Source organism: Nocardioides sp. LML1-1-1.1 (genome assembly GCF_040676175.1).
Lineage (GTDB): Bacteria > Actinomycetota > Actinomycetes > Propionibacteriales > Nocardioidaceae > Nocardioides.
In genome coordinates, this window is the sequence record NZ_JBEGHK010000001.1 from 876,474 (window position 1) to 897,350 (window position 20,877).

Sequence of the window (20,877 nt, forward strand, 5' to 3'; positions counted from 1 at the left end):
TCAGGTACCCCTCACGAGGAGGGGCTCCCGACCATGGTCAGGCGGAGTGGGGACGCCTCACCATGACCATCCCGGCTCCCAGGAGCACGAGCAGTGCACCCAGCGGGAGCAGGAACCCGGCGGGGCCACCCGTGTTCGGCAAGCCCGTGGCGACGATGCCACCGGTCTCGCCCGGCTCGCTCGGCTCACTCGGCTCGCCCGGCTCGCTCGGCGGCGTGCAGGGCTCCCCGTCCCCGTCCACGGCGTCCGGGTCGGTCGCGGCGTCCTCGCAGATGCCACCGACCTCACCGCACATCTCGAGCGGGTCGAAGTCTGCCGCCGTCTGGCCCGGCTGGGTGTAGGCGAGCACCGACACCGTGTCGTTGCCGCTGGTGTAGTCGAACGGGAAGATCCCCAGGAAGCCGTTCGCGATGGCCGTCAGCTCGTCGAGGACGACGATCGTGCCCAGCGGGACGCCGGCGGCGATCCGCGGGGTGTCCGGGTAGACGCAGGCCACCACGGCCCGCGCCACCGGGCACGGCGTGCCGCTGTCGATCGGCGGGTCGTAGGCGATGACCGGCTCACCACCGTCGAACACGAAGCCCGCGTGCGCCGTCAGCTCGACGCTGCCGTCGTCCGGGTCCACCGCGATGTCGTAGTTCGGGCTCGCCGGGATGTTGACGTAGGCCGCGTTGTCCGGGCCGCACGGGTCGTCGACGTCCAGGTCCGGACGGTCCAGCACCTCGGTGTCACCCGGGCAGGCGGAGAGCGGGACGTCCTGCGCCTGCTCGCCGTCGTTGGCGTAGCGGATCGCGATCGACTTGAACTGGGCGTCGGCGAACTCCCACGGGAAGGTGCCCACCGGCCAGTTCTGGCCGAGCGCGCTGACGCTCACGATCACGATCGTCTGCAGCTTCTCGCCGCCACCGGGCGTGGCGGCGTACTTGCAGACGACGACCTTCTTCTCGTTGACCGGGCAGGCCGCGGTGTTCGTCTCGACCGGCGCCGCGATCTGGTACGTCGGCGCGCCACCCGGGAATTCGTAGCCGGAGTCGGCCGTCAGGGTGATGCTGCCGTCCGGGTTGACCGTGATGTCGTACGGCCCGGTGGCGACGCTCCAGGTCGCGTTGCCCGTGCCGCACGGGTCGTTGAGGACCGGCGTCGGCGGCGTGATCTCGACCGGGCCCGGGGCCGGGTCGCACTCGGTGATGTCGAGCTGGTTGGAGCGCTCGCCGTCGTTGGCGTAGCGGATCGCGACCGAGAGGTTGTGCGCGTCGGCGAAGACGTACGGGAAGGTGCCGACCGGCCACCCCTTCCCGAGCGTGCTCGTGCTGACGATGATGATCGTCTGCGCCTTCTCGTTGACGCCCGGCTTGGCGGCGTACTTGCAGACCACGACCTTCTTGGTGTTCACCGCGGCCGGGACGGCGGCGGCCTTCACCTCGGCGGTGCTGCCGGACTTGTCGTCGCCGGTGTTCTTGGTGCCGGGCTCCTGCGGAGCCTTGGCGGGCACCTCGTTGGCGCTGTCCTCCGCGCCGTCACCCGCCGGTACGGCGTCCGCGGGAGCCTCCTGCGGCTGCGCCGCCGGCTCCTCCTGCGGGGCGGGCTCGGGAGCCGGTTCGGGGGCGGGCTCCGGCTCGGGCTTCGGCTCCGGGGCGGGCTCCGGCTCGGGGGCCGGCTCGGGCGCGGGAGCCGGGTCCGGCGCCGGAGCGTCGGCCGGGGTCTCGGCGGAGGCGGGTGCGTCGCCGCCGTCACCGGCGTCGTCGGCGTACCCGGGCGCCATGAAGGTCGTCACGGCGACCAGAGCGGCGACCGGGAGGGTGAGCGCGGTGCGCTTCCCCAGCCCGGTGCGCCGGCCCTGGGCCCGGCGGAAGATGCGGCCCTCGCGCCGCGCTGACTGGTTCATCTCGGTGTCCCCACAGGTCTGGCGGCCGTGCCCACCGCACGTCCGATCGGTCGGAAGCGGGGCCGTCCGAAAAGCGGCAGAGGGAGCACTGATCGAGCCTCGAGAAATCTCGTTCCCCGAGGCCTGTTCAGCACTCCCTCTTCCTGGCTACGACCCCACGTCGCGACCAGGCCCGCTTTCGAGGTTAGGGATCTTTACCGGAGAAAGATCTGAAAAATCAGGCCAACCATCGGATCCGATAGGCAGCCGGTGCGGCGCCCCTCAGGCCTGCCGATCCTCCGGCCCCTGGGGCAGGAAACGCTCGGTCAGCGCCGGCCAGGCGTGGTCGATGAGCTCCTCCATGTCGAGGTGCGTCGCCCGCTGCACGTAGGGCTTCGCCAGCTCGGTGTCGATGACCTTGAGCACGAACCGGCGCAGCTCGGAGTCGAGCCCGGTGAGCTTGCGCAGCATCGCCCCGCGCCGGGTGTCGGTCTTCAGCTCGAGCCCGATCTGCTCCTCCGTCGGCGTGATCAGCTCCAGGCGCAGCCGCAGCGGCTCCTCGGTGTGCACGACGAGGACGAGCGGGATGACGACCTCGGCGTTGAAGTTCAGCCGGTCGAGCGGCAGCTCCAGCTGGAAGACGACGCTGATCGGCAGGTCGATGGCGTACGTCAGCAGCGGCGCCCCGACGACCTCCTCGCCGGTCGTCGGCCGGAACCGCCCGACGAAGCTGACGCTCGCGAACGCCCGGCCCGGCCCGGCGCCGATCGGCCCGAGCGCGATCTGGTCGCCGAGGACCTGGTCGATCGTGTGCAGGATGCGGTCGCGGTGCAGCACCCGCCGCACCCAGTTGACCCCGAACAGCTCGTACGACGGTGGGCTGGCCACCTCCGTCACCACGTCGACCACGTCTCCCCTCGCGTCGGTCGGCCTGGCGCATCGGAAACCCGCGTCAGGACTGACGATTCTCGACCATCCTGCCCTACCCGGCGCGCTCGGGGGCGTCCTTCGCACCAACCGGGCATGATGATGCCGATGGAGCTCACCGTGGGCATCTGCGAGGACGACCCGGCCCTTCGACGGGCGCTGCGGGGCGCCCTCACGCTGGCCGGGCACACCGCGGTGGTGGCCCACACCGGCGCCGAGGCGCTGCACCTGTTCGGCGAGGACCGTGCGCTCGACGTCATCGTGATGGACATCGGGCTCCCCGACGCCGATGGCCGCGACGTGTGCCAGGCGCTCAAGACGGCGGGCCAGGAGGCGCCGGTGCTCTTCCTGACGGCGTACGGCGCCGTGCACGACCGGCTCGCCGGGTTCGGTGCCGGCGGCGACGACTTCGTCGCGAAGCCCTTCGACGTCAAGGAGCTGATGGCACGGATCGCCGTGCTCGGGCGCCGCGGGCGCCAGCTCGCCGTACGACGCGACGACAGCGGCCTGGTCCTCGACCCGACCACCCACTCGCTGCGCACCGACCGCGGCGAGGTGGCGCTGTCGCCCACCGAGTTCCGCATGCTCGCCGCGGTCACCGCCCGCCCCGGCGAGGTGGTCCGGCGCGCCGCCGTGGTCGCCGCGGCCTGGCCAGACGGCGCGATGGTCAGCGAGAACACCGTGGACTCGCTGATGCGCCGGGTGCGCTCCAAGCTGGCCGAGGCCGGGGCGAGCGCGCAGGTGGAGACCGTGCGCGGCGTGGGCTACCGGTTGACGGTGGGCGGAGCCGGATGAGCCGCCCAACGGCGCGAGCCCGCTCCTTCCGCGCTCAGCTCGTCGTGCTCACCGCCGCGGTCACCGCGCTCGGCGTCGTGGTCCTGACGATCGTCGTCCAGATCGTGCTCGAGGGCGCCACCGGCCGCAGTGTCGACACCGTGCTGGAGGACCGCACCGAGGCCGTGATCAGCTCGGCCACCAGCGGCGCCGGCGGCCGGCTCGTGGTCCCCGACTCCCGGCTCGACGCCGGCGTGGCCGTCTACGACGACACCGGCCGCCTGGTGGCGGGCAGCGCCCCGAGCGCCGACGCCGCGCAGTACGCCGCCCTGGCCACCACGGCCAGAGCCCGCACCGTCGAGCCGCCCGGCACCGAGGAGCGGCGGATCCGCGCCAAGCCCTTCCGCACGTCCGCCGGCGCCCGCGGCGTGGTCGTGGTGACGGAGCGGATGGCGCCGTACGAGCGGGGCGAACGGCTCGCGCTGCTCGTGTGCGTCGGCGCGGGCGGGCTGATGATCGTGCTCGCCGCGGGGCTCGCGCTGTGGGTGAGCCGCCGCGCGCTGGCGCCGGTGGTGGCGATGACCCGATCTGCCGACGACTGGAGCGAGCACGACCTCGGGATGCGCTTCGACCCCGGCCCCGGTGGCAACGAGCTCGCGACGCTGGGCCGGACCCTGGACCGCCTGCTGGAGCGGGTCGCCCACGCGATCCGCTCCGAGCAGCGGCTCACCTCCGAGCTGGCGCACGAGCTGCGGACCCCGCTGACCGCCGTACGGCTCAACGTGGACCTGCTGCTGCTCGACCCGGACCTGACGCCGGACACCCGGGAGCGGGTCCAGGAGGTGCAGGACGCCGCCCGGCGGATGGCGAGCGCGATCGAGAGCCTCCTCGAGCTGGCCCGGACCGCGTCCAGCCAGGCGATGTCCGGCTCGTGCCTCCTGGTCGAGGCGGTCGCCGAGGCGCTCGGGCCCGGGGACCACGCGGGCGTCGCGGTGGACGTCGCCCCGGCACTGCGCGTGCTGCTGCCGCCCGCGCTCGCGGCGCGCGCCATCGCGCCCGTCCTCGACAACGCCCGGCGGCTCGCCGGCCACACGGTGGTCTCCGCGGGTCTGCACCGCCCCGGTTTCCTCGCCCTGTACGTCGACGACGACGGCCCCGGCATCGGACCCGCCGAGCGGGAGCGGGTCTTCGAGCCGGGCCGCACCACCGGCACGGGCGCCGGGCTGGGCCTGCCGCTGTCGCGGCGGATCGCGCGCAGCATGGGCGGCGACGTGACGGTCGGCGACGGCCCGCTCGCCACCCGGCTGGTGATCACCCTGCCCACGCCGTAACGGCGCCGGCACAGTCAGGTCCGTGGCAGGTTCGGCGCCCGATCCTCGGTGCCATGACCACCACGCCCCTGCGCCGCGCGGCGCCGATGCTCAGCAAGGTCCCCGAGGTCACCGTCTGGTTCTGGATCATCAAGATCCTCTGCACCACGGTCGGTGAGAGCTTCGCCGACTACATCAACGAGACGCTCGGCTTCGGCCTGGTGCCCACCGCTGTCCTCTTCACGGTGGTCTTCGTCGCCGTGCTCGCCGTGCAGATGCGGCTGCGCGCCTACGTCCCCGCGGCCTACTGGCTGACCGTGGTCGTCGTGAGCGTCACCGGGACGCTCTACACCGACATCCTGACCGACCGGCTCGGCGTCCCGCTGTGGATCAGCAGCACCGTCTTCGCCGTCCTGCTGGCCGCGGTGTTCGGTGCCTGGTACGCCCGCGAGCGGACCCTGTCGATCCACAGCATCGACACCACCCCACGCGAGAGCTGGTACTGGCTCGCGGTCCTGGTCACCTTCGCCCTCGGCACCGCCACCGGCGACTGGACCCTCCAGCTGACCGGCTGGGCGCCGGGCCAGTCCGTGCTGCTGCCGCTGACGCTCATCGCGCTGGTGACCGGGCTCTGGCGCTTCGGTGCCAACGCGGTGCTGTCCTTCTGGCTGGCCTACATCCTGACCCGCCCGCTGGGCGCCAACATCGGCGACTGGCTGGCCACCCCGGCCAAGGACCACGGCCTGGGGCTGGGCACCTTCGGCACCAGCCTGGTCTTCCTCGGCGCGATCCTCGCCTGCGTCGTCTACCTGTCCCTGAGCCGGGCCGACGTGGTGGAGGAGCAGGCGGCCCCGACGGCACCGGTCACCTCCGAGCACCGGCAGCGGATCTCCCTGGCCGTGCTCGGCCTCGCAGCGGTCGCCACCTGCGGCGTCCTGGGCTGGGCCCACAGCCAGCCGCACCAGGACGCCCTCGCCGCCGAGGAGGGAGCCGCGCCGACCTGCTCCGGCCCGGGCACGCACGTCGCCGCGGCCTCGGCGTTCCCCGCGGCCGACCTGCGCCGCTTCCGGACGATCACCCAGGACACGCTGAGCCGGGTCCGCTCCGGTGACCGGTCGGGGGCCTCCGCGCGCGCGACGGACCTGGAGACCGCCTGGGACGACGCGCAGGACCGTTTGGTGGCGAAGGACTGCACCACCTGGACGTACGTCGACCACGAGGTCGACGCGGTGCTCACCGCGGTCCGCGCGTCCTCCCCCGACGAGCAGGCGGAGACCGGCGCCCTGACGACGCTGATCGGCACGCTCGGATGAGTCCCGACGGACTGGGCCGGCCCGCCACCCACTGGGCCGCCGGGCACGGCCTGGTGCCCGTCCTGCACGCGGTGGAGGTCGCCTTCGCCCAGCCCGTGCTGGTCGCGGTCGCGGTGCTCGTCGCCGGGCTCCTCACGGCACGGCGGGCCTGGGGGGCCGCCGCGCTCGTGGGCGGCTCGACGGCCGGCACCGTGGTGGCGACGGCCGTGCTCAAGGCGGTCGTCGGCCGCCCACGCCCGGACTGGCAGGTCGCCGCGCACGCGGTCCACACCCCGGCCTTCCCCTCCGGCCACACCTCCGGGGTGACGGCGCTGGTGCTGGCGCTGCTGGTGGCGACCGGGCGCCGTGGCGGGACCGCGGTGGCGGGGGCGCTGACCGTGCTGCTGGTCGCGGCGGACCGGGTCCTGCTCGGCCGGCACTACCCCAGCGACGTGGCCGGCGGGATGGTGCTCGGCGTGCTCTCCGTCGGTGCCTCGGTGCTGGTGCTCCGGTTCCTCGCCAGCCGGTGGGCGGCCACCGGGGCGTCCTCGACGAGGTGGTCCCCGACGATCCGACGGGCGCACTCCGGGTCGACCGCGCCGTACCAGGCGTCGTCGGGGTGGACGACCACCAGTGGCGCCTGGTTGCAGGGGAACAGGCAGCCGGTCGCGGTCAGCAGCACGTCGTCGTCGCCGAGCCCGCGCCGGCGCAGCTCGTCGGCCAGCGCCGCCGCGGTCGCGTCCGAGCCGCGCGCCGAGCAGCGTGGTCCGCGGCAGACCAGCACCTGACGGGCGTGCCGGGGCACGTCCTCCCACGCGGGCGAGGTGAGCGGCGCCTCGGACCCGGTCACCGGGCGCTCCGCCACGACCACGGTCACCTCCGGGTGCCGGCGCACCCAGTCGCCCGCGACCCGGCGCAGCCAGGAGCGGGCCGTCGGGGCGCCGAGGCCGAGACCGACGAGCTCGACGGCGGTGACCCCGCACGCGGCCAGCCGGTCGAGCTCGTCGGCCACGGCCGGCGTACCGGCCTGGAGGAAGGCGAGGGTCGCGCCGGTGGCCGCGGCGACGGCACGGAGGTCCTCGACGTGCCGCTCGGCGTCGACGCCGAGCGGCACCAGGACCACCGCGGCGCTCACCGCACCGCCCGCTCGTCGTGCCACACCACGTGCAGCCGGCCCGAGGTCTCGTGCCGCCCGACGCTCGCCTCCACGCCGTAGACGTCCGCGACGAGCGCGGCGCTCAGCACCTCCTCCGGCGGGCCGGCCGCGACCACCCGGCCGTCCCGGAGCACGACCAGGTGGTCGCAGAAGGCCGCGGCCAGGTCGAGGTCGTGCAGCGCGGCGACGACGGTGCGGCCGAGCGCGCGGACGGTGGCCAGGAGGTCGATCTGGTGGGCGAGGTCGAGGTGGTTGGTCGGCTCGTCCAGCATCAGCACGTCGGGCCGCTGGGTCAGCGCGCGGGCGAGCTGGACCCGCTGGCGCTCACCGCCGGACAGCGTCCGCCAGTCCCGGTCGACGAGGTGCTCGATCTCGGCCAGGCGGAGCGCCTCGGCGATCTCGGCGGCGCCCTCGTCGTGCCGGGCCGGCCAGCGCCCGCGGTGCGGGATCCGGCCGAGCTCGACGACCTGGCGCGCGGTGAGCGGCAACCCGGTCGAGGAGTGCTGCTCCAGGACCGCGATCCGGCGGGCCCGCTCGCGCGCGGGCAGCCGGTGCACGTCGTCGCCGTCGAGGTGCACCGCGCCGGCGTCCGCGCGGCGCAGCCCGGCCATCAGGTGCAGCAGCGTGGTCTTCCCCGAGCCGTTCGGCCCGAGCAGCCCGGTGACCGCGCCGGGCGGACAGGTCAGCGCGACGTCGTCGAGGATCGTCCGTCCACGCACGCCCCAGGTGAGGCGGTCCACCGCGATCATCGGGTCCTCGACTCACGCCGCAGCAGCCACGCGAAGACCGGTGCGCCGAGCACCGCGGTCACCACGCCGATCGGGATCTCCTGGCCGTCGACCAGCGAGCGGGCGACGGTGTCCGCGCCGACCATGAGGATCGCGCCGGCGAGCGCGCTCAACGGCAGCAGCCGCCGGTGCAGCGGCCCGCACACCAGCCGTACGACGTGCGGGACGACCAGTCCCACGAAGCCGATCGCGCCCGTGTAGGCCACCAGGCAGGCGGTCAGCAGGGCGGTGCCCACCAGCAGGATCCACCGCACCCGCTCGACCGGTACGCCGAGCGAGGACGCCGATGCGTCGCCGAACGCGAACGCGTCGAGGTCCGCCGCGAAGGCGAGCACCAGCACGGTCGCCAGCAGCACGACGACCAGGAGCACGACCGCGCTGTGCCAGCGCACGCCCGCGAGCGAGCCCATCGTCCAGGCGAGCACCCGCCGGGCGGCGTCCCGCTCGCCGCTGGTCATCACCACGAAGGAGGTGTAGGCGGCGCAGATCTGCCCGACCGCGACGCCCGCCAGCACGGTCCGCGCCGGAGGCAGGTCGCCGCCGCGCCCGGTGGCGAGCACGAGGACCAGGACCAGCGCGACGAGCGCGCCGAGGAAGGCGCCGGCACCCAGCGCCGCGCCGCCGGCGAGCCCGGCCACGCCGACACCGAGGACGATCACGCTGACGGCGCCCACCGTGGCGCCACCGGAGATGCCCAGCAGGTAAGGGTCCGCGAGGTCGTTGCGGGTCAGCGACTGCAGCACCGCGCCCGCGATCGCCAGGCCGGCGCCGGTGGCCGCGGCTCCCAGCACGCGGGGCATCCGCAGCTGCCACACGATCCGGTCGTCGACCACGCTCGCGTCGACCGCGGCGCCGAAGCGGCGCAGCACCACGTCCAGCACGTCGGTCACCGGCACGTGCACCGAGCCGATGCCGACCGCCACCACGACCGCCGCCGCCAGGAGCACCGTCAGCACGGCGCCCAGGGGCCGGGCCGCCAGGGTCATCGCGAGCGCTGCGCGAGCTGCTCGCCCAGGTCCACCGCGCCGTCGGCGAGCCGGACGCCCGGCGTGGTGGCGGAGAACGGCAGCACGACGTACGCCTTCGCCTTCACCGCGCGCAGGTTCTTCAGCACCGGGTCCTTCTCCAGCAGTGCGATCTTCTCCTGCGCGCTCGACCAGCTCGCGTCCGCGAGCACGATCAGGTCGGGATCTGACTTCACGACCCGCTCCCAGCTGACGTCGGCCCAGCCGCCCTTGACGTCGGCGAACACGTTGGTGGCCCCGACGGCGTCGAGGATGAGCTGCGGGCCGCCCTCACCGGCGCCCGCGAAGGCCGCCTTGTCGCCGGAGTCGAACCAGAACACGTCCAGGCCCTTGCCCGGCGCCTGCTGCGCGAGCGCGTCGAGCGCCTTCTCCTGGTCCTCCTCCAGGGCCTCGGCCCGCTCGGGCACGCCGAACACCTCGGCCACCGTCTCGATCTCGTCCCAGACCGCGTCGAACGAGACGTCCGCGCTCGGCTCGTTCTCGCCACACCCGAAGAGCGAGACGAAGGAGCCGATGCCGAGGCCCGTCAGCTCCTTCTGGGAGCCGGCGGCCTCGTCGCCGAACGCGCTGGAGTAGGAGCCGTAGACGAAGTCGGGCTCGGCGGCGAGCAGGGACTCGTGGTCGGGGTACTCCTTCGAGAGCACCTCCACCTCGTCGTACGCCGCCTTCCACTTGGCCGGCACGCTGTCGTCGAGGTACGCCGTGCCGGCCATCCGGTCCTGCAGGCCGAGGGCGAGCATCACCTCGGTGGCGCCCTGGTTCATGGTCACCGCGCGCTCGGGCGGCGCCTCGATGGTGGAGGTGTAGCCACAGCTGGAGGCCTCGACCGGGAACCCGTCCCCGGCCGCCTCCTTCTTCTCGGGCTCGGGCGCTCCGGCGCAGGCGGACAGGGCCAGCGGGAGGGCGAGCAGGGCAGGCAGAAAACGGGGACGACGAGACGTCACGGGTCACTCTTTCGATCCGAGGCTCTTGCGCGAAGCCTGTGTGGGTGGGGTGTGACGCGGACCCCGAGGCCCACGGCCAGCAGGTCTTCGGACTCGGGATCGACCGGACGGAGCGCCTTCCCAGAGCGGCGAATTGCCCGCTCCAGTGGCGTGTTGCCCCGCCCGTCACCCTCACCGCTGCGCGTCAGTCCCGGACTCTCACCGGGTTCCCTGACCCACGATCTTCGTGAGTGCGACTGGCGAGGCGGACGCTAGCACGCCGGGCCCCGCCGGCCCGCCGTGTCCTTCCTCACCCGCGACACGCCGCCCCTACATCTGGTCCCACTTCTCGGGCTCGGCCCTACATATGGTGGCGATGCAGCTGGTTCTCCGACCCACCCGGGCCGGAGAGGCAAGAGGGAACCCGGTGAGAGTCCGGGACTGCCCCGCAGCGGTGAGTGGGAACGACCGCCGTCAACAGCACTGGGCCTCAGGGCCTGGGAAGCGACGGCCAGTAGGAGCGAGCCGGACGCCCACGAGTCCGAAGACCTGCCAGCGCACCGCACCCGCCGGGTGCGGTGGTCCGAGGCCTCGTGGGAAGGCCGACGGCTGGAAGGCGCTGTGCCGTCGACCGCTGTCGTCCCCTCGCGAGCCACGACTCCGAGGGGAGAGACCAGTGACGGTCATCGAGTCACCCACCCGCACCTCCATGCAGGTGCGCAAGCGCAACGGCGAGCACGAGAACGTCGACGTCGCCAAGATCGTCCGGGCGGTCGACCGGGTCAGCGGCGACCTGCCCGACGTCGACCCGATGCGGGTCGCGACCCGCACCATCAGCGGCCTGTACGACGGCGCCACCACCGCCGAGCTGGACCGGCTCTCGATCCAGACGGCCGCCGAGCTGATCGGCGAGGAGCCGGCGTACTCCCGGCTCGCGGCCCGGCTGCTCGCGGGCTACGTCGACAAGGAGATCCGCAACCAGGGCGTGGCCTCGTTCAGCCAGTCCGTCGCGCTCGGGCACGCCGAGGGCGTGATCGGCGACGAGACCGCGGCCTTCGTCAAGGACAACGCCCGCAAGCTCGACTTCGCGATCGACGAGTCCGGCGACCGGCGGTTCGAGTACTTCGGGCTGCGCACCGTCTACGACCGCTACCTGCTGCGTCACCCGACCACCCGGCTGGTGATCGAGACACCGCAGTACTTCCTGCTCCGGGTGGCCTGCGGCCTCTCCCGCACCCCGCAGGAGGCGATCGGCTTCTACCGGCTGATGTCGAGCCTGGCCTACCTGCCGAGCAGCCCGACCCTGTTCAACTCCGGCACCCGGCACACCCAGATGTCCTCCTGCTACCTGGTGGACAGCCCGCGCGACGAGCTGGAGTCGATCTACGCCCGCTACACCCAGGTCGCCCAGCTCTCGAAGTTCGCCGGCGGCATCGGGATCGGCTTCTCCCGCGTCCGTTCGCGCGGCGCGCTGATCCGCGGCACCAACGGCCAGTCCAACGGCATCGTCCCGTTCCTGCGCACCCTCGACTCCTCGGTGGCGGCGGTCAACCAGGGCGGACGGCGCAAGGGCGCGGCGTGCGTCTACCTGGAGCCGTGGCACCCGGACGTGGAGGAGTTCCTGGAGCTGCGCGACAACACCGGCGAGGAGGCCCGTCGTACGCACAACCTCAACCTGGCCAACTGGATCCCCGACGAGTTCATGCGCCGGGTCGAGGCCGACGAGACGTGGTCGCTCGTCGACCCGAACCAGGCGCCCGAGCTGCCCGACCTGTGGGGCGAGGCGTTCGACACGGCGTACCGCCGGGCGGAGGCGGAGGGCCGCTACGTCCGCCAGGTCAGGGCACGCGACCTCTACGCCAAGATGATGCGCACCCTGGCCCAGACCGGCAACGGCTGGATGACCTTCAAGGACGCGGCCAACCGGTTCTGCAACCAGACCAGCGACCAGCCCGGCCCCGGGCGGCCGGTGGTGCACCTGTCGAACCTGTGCACCGAGATCATCGAGGTGTCCTCCGACGGCGAGACCGCGGTGTGCAACCTCGGCTCGGTCAACCTCGCCCAGCACCTGGTCCCGGCAGGCTCGGCCGGCGGGGCCGACGTCGACTGGGAGAAGCTGCGCGCGACCGTCCGGACCGCGGTGCCCTTCCTCGACCGGGTCATCGACATCAACTACTACCCGAGCGAGCCGGCCGCGGCCTCCAACCCGCGGTGGCGGCCGGTGGGCCTGGGCCTGATGGGCCTGCAGGACGTCTTCTTCGCGCTGCGGCTGCCCTTCGACTCCCCCGAGGCCAAGGCGTTGTCGACCCGGATCTCCGAGGAGATCCACCTGACGGCGCTCGAGGTGTCCTGCGCGCTCGCCGAGGAGCACGGCCCCCACCCGTCGTACGACGAGACGCGGGCCGCGCGCGGCGACCTCCACCCCGACCTGTGGGGCGCCACCCTCACCCAGCCCGAGCGGTGGGCGGCGCTCAAGGAGCGGGTCGCCGAGCACGGGCTGCGCAACTCGCTGCTCGTCGCGATCGCGCCGACGGCGACCATCGCCTCGATCGCGGGCTGCTACGAGTGCATCGAGCCCCAGGTCTCCAACCTGTTCAAGCGGGAGACGCTGTCGGGGGAGTTCCTGCAGGTGAACTCCGCGCTGGTCCGCGAGCTCAAGGGCCGCGGGCTGTGGACCCCGGAGGTGCGCGAGGCGATCAAGCGCGCCGAGGGGTCGGTGCAGGGGATCGGGCAGCTGCCGGACGACGTACGGCTGCTGTTCCGCACGGCCTGGGAGCTGCCGCAGAAGGCGCTCATCGAGATGGCCGCCGAGCGACAGGGCTTCGTCGACCAGGCCCAGTCGCTCAACCTGTTCCTCGCCTCACCGACGATCGGCAAGCTGTCGTCGATGTACGCCTTCGCCTGGAAGAGCGGGCTGAAGACGACGTACTACCTGCGCTCGCGGCCCGCGACGCGCATCCAGCAGGCGACCGTCGCGGTCACCCCTGCCACCGCCACCGACGAGGAAGCACTCGCCTGCTCCCTCGAGAACCCCGAGAGCTGCGAGGCCTGCCAGTGAGCACCGTCAACGACCACTCCGCCACCCGGATGCTGCTGGACCCGGGGATGAACCTCACCCTGCGGCCGATGCGCTACCCGCACTTCTACGAGCGCTACCGCGACGGCATCAAGAACAACTGGACCGTCGAGGAGGTGGACCTGCACTCCGACCTCGCCGACCTGAAGCGGCTCACCGAGGCCGAGCGGCACCTGGTGTCGCGCCTGGTCGCCTTCTTCGCCACCGGCGACACCATCGTCGCCAACAACCTGGTGCTCAATCTCTACCAGCACATCAACTCCCCGGAGGGCCGGCTCTACCTGTCCCGGCAGCTCTTCGAGGAGGCGGTGCACGTGCAGTTCTACCTCACCCTGCTCGACACCTACGTGCCCGACGAGACCGAGCGCCACGAGGCCTTCGCCGCCGTCGACAACATCCCGTCGATCAAGCACAAGGCGGACTTCTGCTTCCGGTGGATCGACAAGGTCTTCGAGCTCGACCGGCTGGAGACCAAGGAGCACCGGCGGGCCTTCCTGCTCAACCTGATCTGCTTCGCCGCCGTGATCGAGGGCCTGTTCTTCTACGGCGCCTTCGCCTACGTCTACTTCCTGCGCTCCCGCGGCCTGCTCAACGGGCTGGCCTCGGGCACCAACTGGGTGTTCCGCGACGAGTCGATGCACATGGGCTTCGCCTTCGACGTGGTCGACACGGTGCGCGAGGAGGAGCCGGACCTCTTCGACGACGACCTCGCCGCGCAGGTGCGGCAGATGCTCATGGACGGCGTGGCCGCGGAGGCCCAGTTCGCGGAGGACCTGCTCGGGATGGGCGTCGCCGGGCTGTCGACGGCCGACATGCGCTCCTACCTGGAGCACGTCGCCGACCGCCGGATGCAGCGGCTCGGCCTGGAGCCGATCTACGGATCGCCCAACCCGCTGGCCTTCATGGAGCTGCAGGACGTCCAGGAGCTGTCGAACTTCTTCGAGCGGCGGGTCTCGGCGTACCAGGTCGGGGTGAGCGGGACCGTGGGCTTCGACGAGGACTTCTGAGGCGCGCACCGGTAGGCGGCGGGTCCCCACCCGCCGCCTACCATGGCGGGGATGTCCGCCACCCGAACCGCTGCCGCCTCCGGGCGCCGGTTCCGGCCTGCCCGCGGCCTCGTCGCCGGCCTGGTCGCGTCCTTCGGCGCGCTGTGCGCGCACGTCGCCGGTGGTGGCACGGTGCTGCTCGTGCCCGGCCTGGTCGTGCTGGGGGTCGCGCTGCCGTTGGCGGTCGCGCTCACCCCGAGCGGGCGGGTCGCCGTCCCCCGGCTGGCGCTGACGGCGTTCTGCGCCCAGGCCGTGGGTCACCTGACGCTGATGATGGCGCCGACCGGGATGCACCACCACGGGCACGCCCATCACGCCGCGGGCGGCATGACCCTGCTCGACGCGGTCGGGCTGACCCCGTCGATGGCGCTGACCCACCTCGGCGTGGTCGCCGCCACCACCGCCGTCTCCGCCGGTCTCGACCAGGCCGTGGTGGCCGCGGTCGGGGCCCTCGTGGGCTGGCTGGTGCTGCGGCTGCTGGGCCTTCTCCGGCTGCCGGTGCGCGACCGGCAGCGGGTCCGCGCCGAGCGCGGCGCGGTCCGCTCCCAGACCGTGCGCACCGCCGCGGAGCCTCGCGGCCCGCCCGTACGACGGCTCGACCTCACCTCTCCCCTGCGCCTCGCGCACTGACGGTCCGGCCCCTCCGGGCTCCGGCAGGTGCGCGGGCGCCTGTCGCTGCGCGCCCTCGCGCGCCCGGAACCCGAAACGAGAAGAACCCGTCATGCGCAAGACCACCCTGTCCGCCGCACTGCTGTGCGGCCTGCTCGCCCCGGCCCTCGCGGCCTGCGGCAACGACGACCCACCCGGTACGACGTCGTCCTCCCCGTCCGCCAGCGCGACGACCCAGGCCGCGGCGCTCAGCGTCACCGACCCGTGGGTCAAGGCCGCCGGCAGCGGGATGACCGCCGCCTTCGGCACCCTGTCCAACTCCTCCGACCAGGACATCGACGTCGTCAGTGCCTCGACGCCCGTCAACGCGATGACCGAGCTGCACGAGACCGTCGAGAACGCCGACGGCTCGATGGCGATGCGGCCCAAGAAGGGCGGCTTCGTCATCCCCGCCGGAGGGAAGGTGAGCCTGGTCCCCGGCGGCGACCACATCATGATGATGGACCTGGAGGGGCCGGTCGCGGCCGGCACCACCGTCACGATCACGCTCACCCTCGGCGACGGCTCGACGACCGAGGTCGAGGCCACCGTCAAGCCGTTCGAGGGCGCCGACGAGAAGTACCAGCCCTCGGACGGCAGCAGCTGATGGCCGGCGGTCCTCGCTGGGACCGCCGGAACGTCCTCCGCACCGGGGCCGCCGCACTCGGCGGCGCCGGGGTGGGCTGGAGCGCCTCCGCCGCCGTGGCGGCGACGGCGCCCGGTCCACGCACCGCGGACGGTCCGACCCGCGTGGTCGGACCGTCCCCGGGCACGGAGACGGCACCGGCGGTCGGCCGGAACCAGGCCGGCATCGCCACCCCGCCCCAGGCCCACCTGGCCCTCGTGGGCTGGGACCTGCGCGGTGGCCGCGCCGAGCTGGTCCGGATGATGCGCCTGCTGTCCGACGACGCCGGGCGGCTCGCGGCCGGCCGGCCCGCGCTGGCGGACACCGAGCCGGACCTGGCCGGGCACCCGTCCCGGCTGACGGCGACCTTCGGCTTCGGCCCGCGGGTGCTGCGCGAGCTGGTGCCGGCCGAGAGACGGCCGGTCCTGGAGGAGCTGCCGGCCTTCCGCCGGGACCGGCTGGAGGAACGGTGGTCGCAGACCGACGTCGTCGCCCAGGTCTGCAGCGACGACCCGCTCACCCTGGCCCACGCCAAGCGGATGCTGCTCAAGGACGCCCGGCCGTTCGCGGACGTGCGCTGGATCCAGCACGGCTTCCGCACCGCGCGTGGCACCGTCCCCGACGGCACCACGATGCGCAACCTGATGGGGCAGGTGGACGGCACGGTCAACCCGACCGAGGCCGATCCCGGCTTCGCCTCGCTGGTGTGGGCCCGCTCCCCCGAGCCGTACGACGGTGGCACCTTCCTCGTCGTACGGCGCATCCGGATGCAGCTCGACCGCTGGGACCGGGTCGACCGGGTCGGGCGGGAGGTGGTCGTCGGCCGGCGCCTGGACACCGGCGCTCCGCTGACGGGACGCCAGGAGCGGGACGAGCCGGACTTCGCGGCCACCGACCGGTTCGGCTTCCCGGTCATCGACCCGGCCAGCCACATCGCCCGGGCGCGCAGCACCGACCCCGCGGAGAGGTTCCTGCGGCGCGCCTACAACTACACCGAGCCGGACCCGCGGCGATCGACCGGCGAGGACAGCGGACTGGTGTTCCTGGCCTACGCCGCCGATCCCGCCCGGCAGTTCGTCCCCGTGCAGCAGCGCCTGGACGACCTCGACCGACTCAACGAGTGGGTCACGACCATCGGCTCGGCGGTCTACGCCGTGCCTCCCGCCGCCCCCCAGGGCGGCTACACCGGACAGTCCCTCCTGGAGGAGTCATGAGCAAGAACAACCAGCCCCACCTGCCCCCGCCGCCGGGTGACGAGGAGCGCCGGGCCGAGGCCCGGGCGGCCCGGCACGCCGCGATGACCCGGCAGCAGGAGGAGGCCCGCCGTCAGGAGCGCAAGCGCAAGCTGCTGCTCCAGGCCGGCCTCCCCGTCCTCGTCGTGGTGGTCGTGGTCGCCGTCACCGTGCTCGTGCTCGCCGTGCGCGGCAGCGGCGAGGACCCGATCGCGATCAAGGACCGGCCCGAGCTGGTCGACGAGAACGGCGCACTGTCCTTCGGCGCGAAGGACCCGAAGGTCGTCATCCAGGTGGTCGAGGACTTCCAGTGCCCGATCTGCCAGCAGTTCGAGGCGACGGCCGGCGACCTGCTCGCGCAGTACCGCGCCGATCCGCGGATCCAGGTGCAGTACCGCCCGATCGCCTTCCTGGACCGGGTCTCCACGACGCGCTACTCCAGCCGCGCCTCCAACGCGGCCGCGTGCGTGGCCGCGGAGGGGCCGGAGACGTGGCTGGCCTTCCACAAGGAGCTCTTCGACCACCAGCCGGCCGAGGGCGGCGCGGGGCTCACCGACAGCGAGCTGCTCGACCTCGCCGAGAAGGCCGGTGCCGACACCGACCGGATCTCCGACTGCGTCGAGGACGAGTCCTACGCCGACTGGGTGAAGGCCACCACGACCAAGACCCTGCAGGGCGAGGTCACCGGCACGCCCACGATCTTCGTGGACGGCACGAAGGTCGACGGCTTCGACGCGGCGAGCATCCAGGCCGCCGTCGAGAAGGCCCTGTCGTGACCGAGCAGCACCCCTCCGTCGAGGCGACGCCGGCCCGGGCCACCGGGCTGGCGCTCGCCGCCGGCGGCGCGATCGGGCTGGCGGCGGCGTTCGTGCTGACCGTCGAGCGCTTCCGGTTGCTGGAGGACCCCGAGCACCGGCTCTCCTGCGACCTCTCGCCGATCCTGTCCTGCGGCTCGGTGATGGTGACCGAGCAGGCACGGGTCTTCGGCTTCCCCAACCCGCTGCTGGGGATCGGCGCCTTCGCGGTGGTGCTCACCCTCGGCGTCCTGCTCGCCGGCGGTGTGCACCTGCCCCGCTGGGTGCTCGCCGGCTTCGCGACCGGCGCCTGTCTCGGGCTGGTGTTCGTGGCCTGGCTGTCCTTCCAGAGCATCTACCGGATCGGAGCCCTGTGCCCGTGGTGCATGGTCGTGTGGACGGTGACCATCCCGATCGCGGTGTGGACCGTCGCCCTCGCCGCGCGCCCGCACCCGGTGGGCCGGGTGCTGTGGGACTACCGCTACCTGGTCGTCGTCACGCTCTACCTCGCCGTCGTCGTGCAGGCCCTGGTGAAGTTCTGGGACTACTGGAGGACCCTCGCATGAGCCACGCCCTCCGCACCTGCGCCGTGCTCCTGGTGCTCGGCGTCCTCGGCCTGCCCGCCGCCCCGGCCTGGGCCCATGCCGCCCTGGTGTCGAGCGACCCCTCAGACGGGCAGCGGCTCGCCGCCCTCCCCGGCAGCGCGACGCTGACCTTCAACGAGGAGATCAGCCCCCCGTCGTACGTCGTCGTGACGGCGCCGGACGGCAGCCGCGCCGACCAGGGCGAGCCGCGGGTGGACGGCACGAAGGTCACCGTGGACCTCGCGAAGGGCCAGGAAGGCACCTACGCGCTGGCCTTCCGGGTGATCTCCGCCGACGGGCACCCGGTCACCGGGCGGCTGACCTTCGTCGTCGGTGACGGCCCGCTCGACACGACCGGTCCCTCCCTCGCGGCCACCCCGAGCGACGTTGCGGCCGCCGAGCGGACGGACACCAGCGGCGGGGGCGCCGGGAGCGGCGTCGGGCTCGGCACGGTGCAGGTCGCCGTCGGGGCGGGGCTGCTCGCCGCGGCCGGGCTGCTGTGGCTGCTCGCCCGACGGAGGCCGCGATGAGCCGTCGTACCGCGCTGGGGGCGGTGGTGGCCGCCGGTCTCGTGGCCGCCGCCGTGCTGCTGCGCGAGGGCGGCGCGATCCCCACGCCGGTGCCGGGCCTGCCGGACCCCGGGCCGGTGACCGCGTGGGGGCTGCCGCTCCTCCGGCTGGTCACCGACGGCGCCACCATCGCGGTGGTCGCCGGCCTGGTGGTCGCGCCGCTGACCATGGAACGGCCCGCCGCCGAGCTGGAGCGAGCCGCGCTGCGGCCGATGCTCGCGGTCCGCCGGCTCGCGGCGACCGCTGCCATGGCGGCGCTGGCGTCGGTGCTGCTGACCTACTCCGACCAGTTCGCCGTCCCGCCCATGGACGTGCGGTGGCGGGAGCTGCGCGGGTTCGTCGCCACCTCCGACCAGGCCACCTCGCTGCTCGTGCAGGCCCTGCTGCTGGGCCTCGTCGCCGGCGCCGCGCGGTGGGTGCTGGCCAACCGCGGGGCACTCGTGCTGCTCACGCTCGCCCTGCTCTCGCTCGTCCCACCGCTGCTCACCGGCCACGCCTCGTCGGCGGGCAACCACGACACCGCGATCGTCGGCATCGTCGTGCACGTGCTCGCCGCGGTCACCTGGATCGGTGGCGTCGGTGCGCTGTGGTGGCACCTCGCCACCGGCCGTCTGCGCGAGCGGGCCCTGCGCCGGTTCAGCGCGCTCGCCGGCTGGTGCCTCGGCCTCACCGTCGTCTCCGGCGTCGTCAGCGCATGGGTGCGGATCGGCGACCTCGCCGGCATCACCTCCTGGTACGGCGCCGGTGCGATCGCCAAGACCGCCGTGCTCGTCGGCCTCGGCGTGCTCGCGGCCCGGCTCCGGCGCGGCGTCCGGAGCGGAGAGATCGCCGCCCTGGCGCGGCTGACGGCCGTCGAGCTGACCCTGATGGCGGTGGCTGTCGGGCTCGGCGTCGCCCTCGGCCGCACGCCGCCGCCGGTCCCGGACAACCTCTACACCTCGCTCGCCGAGTCCGTGCTCGGCGGACCCGTCCCACCGGCGCCGACGCTCTCCCGGCTGCTGTTCTCCTTCACCCCGTCCGGCGTCGGCTTCCTCGTCGTGGGGCTCGGGGGCGCGGCGTACCTCGCCGGGGTGCTGACGCTGCGCCGCCGCGGCGACCGCTGGCCGGTCGCGCGGAGCATCGCCTTCGCGCTCGGCCTGCTCGTCGTCGGCTACGCGACCTTCGGCGGTCTCGGCACCTACGCGCGGGTGATCTTCAGCGCGCACATGGCGTCGCACATGGCGCTGTCGATGATCGCGCCGATCCTGCTGGTGACCGGCGCTCCGCTGCAGCTCGCCCTGCGCGCGCTGCCCGGGGCCGACGTACCGGGTGGGCTGGGGCCACGCCAGCTGCTCGCCCGGGCCCTCGCGTCCCGTCCCGCGCGCCTGCTGCTGCACCCGGTGACCGCGTCGCTGCTGCTCATCGGCAGCCTGTACGTCGTCTACCTGGGCGGACTGTTCGGCCCGCTGATGCGCGGGCACCTCGGACACGTCGGCATGGAGCTGCACTTCCTCCTGGCCGGGATGCTCTTCTTCGAGGTGCTGCTCGGCGAGCGGCCCGGACGGACCCTGCCGCACGTCGCCCGGCTGGTGGTGCTGCTCGTCAGCATGCCCTTCCACGCGTTCTTCTCGATCGCGGTGATGGGCTCGGAGACGGTCATCGGCGACAGCTACTACCGGCTGGTCCGGCTGCCCTACGTCCCCGACCGGCTCGACGACCAGCACCTCGCCGGCGCGATGAACTGGGCGCTCGGCGAGGTCCCGATGGTGCTGGTCGTCGTGCTGCTGCTGTTCCAGTGGTGGCGCAGCGACGACCGCGAGGCGCGACGGCGCGACCGGGCCGCGGACCGCGACGGCGACGCCGAGCTCGCGGCCTACAACGCCATGCTGGAGCGGGCTAGCCGAGGATCGCGCGGGCCGCGGCCGTGATCGCCTGGGCGAGCGCCACGTCGGCGTCGGTGACCGTGCCGGTGTCGTGGGTGCCGAGCCACACCTCGACCTCGGGGTAGCGCAGGGTGAGGTCGGGGTGGTGGTCGGCCTCCTCGGCCAGCCGGCCGATCTCGTTGACCAGGCGCAGTCCGGTCACGAAGTCGCCCGTCGCGAAGGTCGTGGTCGCCTGCGCGCCCTCGACCCGCCAGTCGGCCAGGCCCTCGGCGGCGGTGAAGTCGTCGGCGGAGACGGTCCGGTAGTCGCGTGCCATGACCCCGACGGTACGCCGCGGCGGTGCAGGAACCCCGCGTTAGGCCTTGTCAGGACGGCGTTAGCG

Annotated in this window: 19 protein-coding genes, 1 pseudogene and 2 riboswitches; of the genes and pseudogenes, 13 read left to right on the forward strand and 7 right to left on the reverse strand. The window is 73.5% G+C overall.

All coding sequences use genetic code 11. The annotated features are described in order from the left end of the window. Positions 1 to 37 precede the first annotated feature (37 nt). Positions 38 to 1,885 carry a hypothetical protein gene (locus MRBLML1_RS04285; protein WP_364511872.1) on the reverse strand — a complete coding sequence of 616 codons (1,848 nt, stop codon included), beginning with the start codon at positions 1,883 to 1,885 and terminating at the stop codon, positions 38 to 40. A gap of 261 nt (positions 1,886 to 2,146) precedes the next feature. Next, positions 2,147 to 2,773 carry a hypothetical protein gene (locus MRBLML1_RS04290; RefSeq protein ID WP_364511875.1) on the reverse strand — a complete coding sequence of 209 codons (627 nt, stop codon included), beginning with the start codon at positions 2,771 to 2,773 and terminating at the stop codon, positions 2,147 to 2,149. Between the two features lie 126 nt (positions 2,774 to 2,899). Between MRBLML1_RS04290 and MRBLML1_RS04295 the strand changes: the two genes are divergently transcribed. The 4 genes and pseudogenes from MRBLML1_RS04295 to MRBLML1_RS04310 form a co-directional block, all read left to right on the forward strand. After that, positions 2,900 to 3,586 (forward strand): response regulator transcription factor, encoded by a 687-nt coding sequence (locus tag MRBLML1_RS04295; protein WP_364511877.1) that lies wholly within the window; start codon positions 2,900 to 2,902, stop codon positions 3,584 to 3,586. Next, a complete protein-coding gene (locus MRBLML1_RS04300; protein WP_364511880.1) occupies positions 3,583 to 4,896 on the forward strand; it encodes a sensor histidine kinase in 1,314 nt (437 codons plus the stop codon). The genes MRBLML1_RS04295 and MRBLML1_RS04300 overlap by 4 nt, the downstream gene beginning before the upstream one ends. Before the next feature lie 53 nt (positions 4,897 to 4,949). Further along, positions 4,950 to 6,188 (forward strand): hypothetical protein, encoded by a 1,239-nt coding sequence (locus MRBLML1_RS04305; protein ID WP_364511883.1) that lies wholly within the window; start codon positions 4,950 to 4,952, stop codon positions 6,186 to 6,188. Continuing rightward, positions 6,185 to 6,613 (forward strand): annotated as a pseudogene (locus tag MRBLML1_RS04310) (phosphatase PAP2 family protein); the annotation flags it as partial. The gene MRBLML1_RS04305 and the pseudogene MRBLML1_RS04310, both read left to right, overlap by 4 nt. Here MRBLML1_RS04310 and MRBLML1_RS04315 read toward each other — a convergent pair. Genes MRBLML1_RS04315 through MRBLML1_RS04330 form a run of 4 tightly spaced genes read right to left on the reverse strand, consistent with a single transcriptional unit; the run spans position 6,607 to position 10,080 of the window. Further along, positions 6,607 to 7,302: a (2Fe-2S) ferredoxin domain-containing protein gene (locus MRBLML1_RS04315; RefSeq protein ID WP_364511885.1), complete on the reverse strand. Its 696-nt coding sequence runs from the start codon at positions 7,300 to 7,302 to the stop codon at positions 6,607 to 6,609. The pseudogene MRBLML1_RS04310 and the gene MRBLML1_RS04315 sit on opposite strands and share 7 nt — an antisense overlap. Further along, positions 7,299 to 8,072 carry an ABC transporter ATP-binding protein gene (locus tag MRBLML1_RS04320; protein ID WP_364511888.1) on the reverse strand — a complete coding sequence of 258 codons (774 nt, stop codon included), beginning with the start codon at positions 8,070 to 8,072 and terminating at the stop codon, positions 7,299 to 7,301. Before MRBLML1_RS04320 ends, MRBLML1_RS04315 begins: the two co-directional genes overlap by 4 nt. Further along, on the reverse strand, positions 8,069 to 9,097 hold the full coding sequence (locus MRBLML1_RS04325) for a FecCD family ABC transporter permease (protein ID WP_364511890.1): 1,029 nt from the start codon (positions 9,095 to 9,097) through the stop codon (positions 8,069 to 8,071). The genes MRBLML1_RS04320 and MRBLML1_RS04325 overlap by 4 nt, the downstream gene beginning before the upstream one ends. Next, positions 9,094 to 10,080 (reverse strand): ABC transporter substrate-binding protein, encoded by a 987-nt coding sequence (locus MRBLML1_RS04330; protein ID WP_364511892.1) that lies wholly within the window; start codon positions 10,078 to 10,080, stop codon positions 9,094 to 9,096. The genes MRBLML1_RS04325 and MRBLML1_RS04330 overlap by 4 nt, the downstream gene beginning before the upstream one ends. Positions 10,081 to 10,141: 61 nt before the next feature. Continuing rightward, positions 10,142 to 10,336, reverse strand: a riboswitch (cobalamin riboswitch). Between the two features lie 88 nt (positions 10,337 to 10,424). Beyond that, positions 10,425 to 10,630, forward strand: a riboswitch (cobalamin riboswitch). A gap of 105 nt (positions 10,631 to 10,735) precedes the next feature. On the opposite strand from MRBLML1_RS04330, the gene MRBLML1_RS04335 reads away from it, so the two are divergent. The 9 genes from MRBLML1_RS04335 (at position 10,736) to MRBLML1_RS04375 (ending at position 20,540) form a co-directional block, all read left to right on the forward strand. Further along, positions 10,736 to 13,117, forward strand: a complete 2,382-nt coding sequence (locus MRBLML1_RS04335; protein WP_364511895.1) for a ribonucleoside-diphosphate reductase subunit alpha — start codon at positions 10,736 to 10,738, stop codon at positions 13,115 to 13,117. Then, the gene (locus tag MRBLML1_RS04340) at positions 13,114 to 14,142 is read left to right on the forward strand and encodes a ribonucleotide-diphosphate reductase subunit beta (RefSeq protein WP_364511898.1); all 1,029 of its coding nucleotides are present in this window, start codon (positions 13,114 to 13,116) and stop codon (positions 14,140 to 14,142) included. Before MRBLML1_RS04335 ends, MRBLML1_RS04340 begins: the two co-directional genes overlap by 4 nt. A 51-nt stretch (positions 14,143 to 14,193) precedes the next feature. After that, positions 14,194 to 14,811 carry a hypothetical protein gene (locus MRBLML1_RS04345; protein WP_364511901.1) on the forward strand — a complete coding sequence of 206 codons (618 nt, stop codon included), beginning with the start codon at positions 14,194 to 14,196 and terminating at the stop codon, positions 14,809 to 14,811. Between the two features lie 91 nt (positions 14,812 to 14,902). Beyond that, positions 14,903 to 15,436, forward strand: a complete 534-nt coding sequence (locus MRBLML1_RS04350) for a copper chaperone PCu(A)C (RefSeq protein WP_364511903.1) — start codon at positions 14,903 to 14,905, stop codon at positions 15,434 to 15,436. Further along, positions 15,436 to 16,668: a Dyp-type peroxidase gene (locus MRBLML1_RS04355; protein WP_364511906.1), complete on the forward strand. Its 1,233-nt coding sequence runs from the start codon at positions 15,436 to 15,438 to the stop codon at positions 16,666 to 16,668. Before MRBLML1_RS04350 ends, MRBLML1_RS04355 begins: the two co-directional genes overlap by 1 nt. Next, complete coding sequence (locus MRBLML1_RS04360; RefSeq protein WP_364511909.1) at positions 16,665 to 17,462, forward strand: DsbA family protein; 798 nt, start codon at positions 16,665 to 16,667, stop codon at positions 17,460 to 17,462. The genes MRBLML1_RS04355 and MRBLML1_RS04360 overlap by 4 nt, the downstream gene beginning before the upstream one ends. Next, positions 17,459 to 18,046, forward strand: a complete 588-nt coding sequence (locus tag MRBLML1_RS04365; RefSeq protein ID WP_364511912.1) for a vitamin K epoxide reductase family protein — start codon at positions 17,459 to 17,461, stop codon at positions 18,044 to 18,046. The genes MRBLML1_RS04360 and MRBLML1_RS04365 overlap by 4 nt, the downstream gene beginning before the upstream one ends. Then, positions 18,043 to 18,594, forward strand: a complete 552-nt coding sequence (locus MRBLML1_RS04370) for a copper resistance CopC family protein (RefSeq protein WP_364511914.1) — start codon at positions 18,043 to 18,045, stop codon at positions 18,592 to 18,594. The genes MRBLML1_RS04365 and MRBLML1_RS04370 overlap by 4 nt, the downstream gene beginning before the upstream one ends. After that, positions 18,591 to 20,540 (forward strand): cytochrome c oxidase assembly protein, encoded by a 1,950-nt coding sequence (locus MRBLML1_RS04375; protein WP_364511918.1) that lies wholly within the window; start codon positions 18,591 to 18,593, stop codon positions 20,538 to 20,540. The genes MRBLML1_RS04370 and MRBLML1_RS04375 overlap by 4 nt, the downstream gene beginning before the upstream one ends. On the opposite strand, the gene MRBLML1_RS04380 is transcribed toward MRBLML1_RS04375, so the two are convergent. Next, positions 20,509 to 20,811 carry a 4a-hydroxytetrahydrobiopterin dehydratase gene (locus tag MRBLML1_RS04380; protein ID WP_364511921.1) on the reverse strand — a complete coding sequence of 101 codons (303 nt, stop codon included), beginning with the start codon at positions 20,809 to 20,811 and terminating at the stop codon, positions 20,509 to 20,511. The genes MRBLML1_RS04375 and MRBLML1_RS04380 overlap by 32 nt on opposite strands. Between the last annotated feature and the right edge of the window lie 66 nt (positions 20,812 to 20,877).

Bases quoted from the DNA above. Each gene is read 5' to 3' on its own strand.
- MRBLML1_RS04325 (WP_364511890.1), bottom strand. From the start codon at position 9,097: ATGACCCTGGCGGCCCGGCCCCTGGGCGCCGTGCTGACGGTGCTCCTG.
- MRBLML1_RS04295 (WP_364511877.1), top strand. From the start codon at position 2,900: ATGGAGCTCACCGTGGGCATCTGCGAGGACGACCCGGCCCTTCGACGG.
- MRBLML1_RS04355 (WP_364511906.1), top strand. From the start codon at position 15,436: ATGGCCGGCGGTCCTCGCTGGGACCGCCGGAACGTCCTCCGCACCGGG.
- MRBLML1_RS04380 (WP_364511921.1), bottom strand. From the start codon at position 20,811: ATGGCACGCGACTACCGGACCGTCTCCGCCGACGACTTCACCGCCGCC.
- MRBLML1_RS04345 (WP_364511901.1), top strand. From the start codon at position 14,194: ATGTCCGCCACCCGAACCGCTGCCGCCTCCGGGCGCCGGTTCCGGCCT.
- MRBLML1_RS04305 (WP_364511883.1), top strand. From the start codon at position 4,950: ATGACCACCACGCCCCTGCGCCGCGCGGCGCCGATGCTCAGCAAGGTC.
- MRBLML1_RS04350 (WP_364511903.1), top strand. From the start codon at position 14,903: ATGCGCAAGACCACCCTGTCCGCCGCACTGCTGTGCGGCCTGCTCGCC.
- MRBLML1_RS04375 (WP_364511918.1), top strand. From the start codon at position 18,591: ATGAGCCGTCGTACCGCGCTGGGGGCGGTGGTGGCCGCCGGTCTCGTG.
- MRBLML1_RS04320 (WP_364511888.1), bottom strand. From the start codon at position 8,072: ATGATCGCGGTGGACCGCCTCACCTGGGGCGTGCGTGGACGGACGATC.
- MRBLML1_RS04285 (WP_364511872.1), bottom strand. From the start codon at position 1,885: ATGAACCAGTCAGCGCGGCGCGAGGGCCGCATCTTCCGCCGGGCCCAG.
- MRBLML1_RS04370 (WP_364511914.1), top strand. From the start codon at position 18,043: ATGAGCCACGCCCTCCGCACCTGCGCCGTGCTCCTGGTGCTCGGCGTC.
- MRBLML1_RS04360 (WP_364511909.1), top strand. From the start codon at position 16,665: ATGAGCAAGAACAACCAGCCCCACCTGCCCCCGCCGCCGGGTGACGAG.
- MRBLML1_RS04300 (WP_364511880.1), top strand. From the start codon at position 3,583: ATGAGCCGCCCAACGGCGCGAGCCCGCTCCTTCCGCGCTCAGCTCGTC.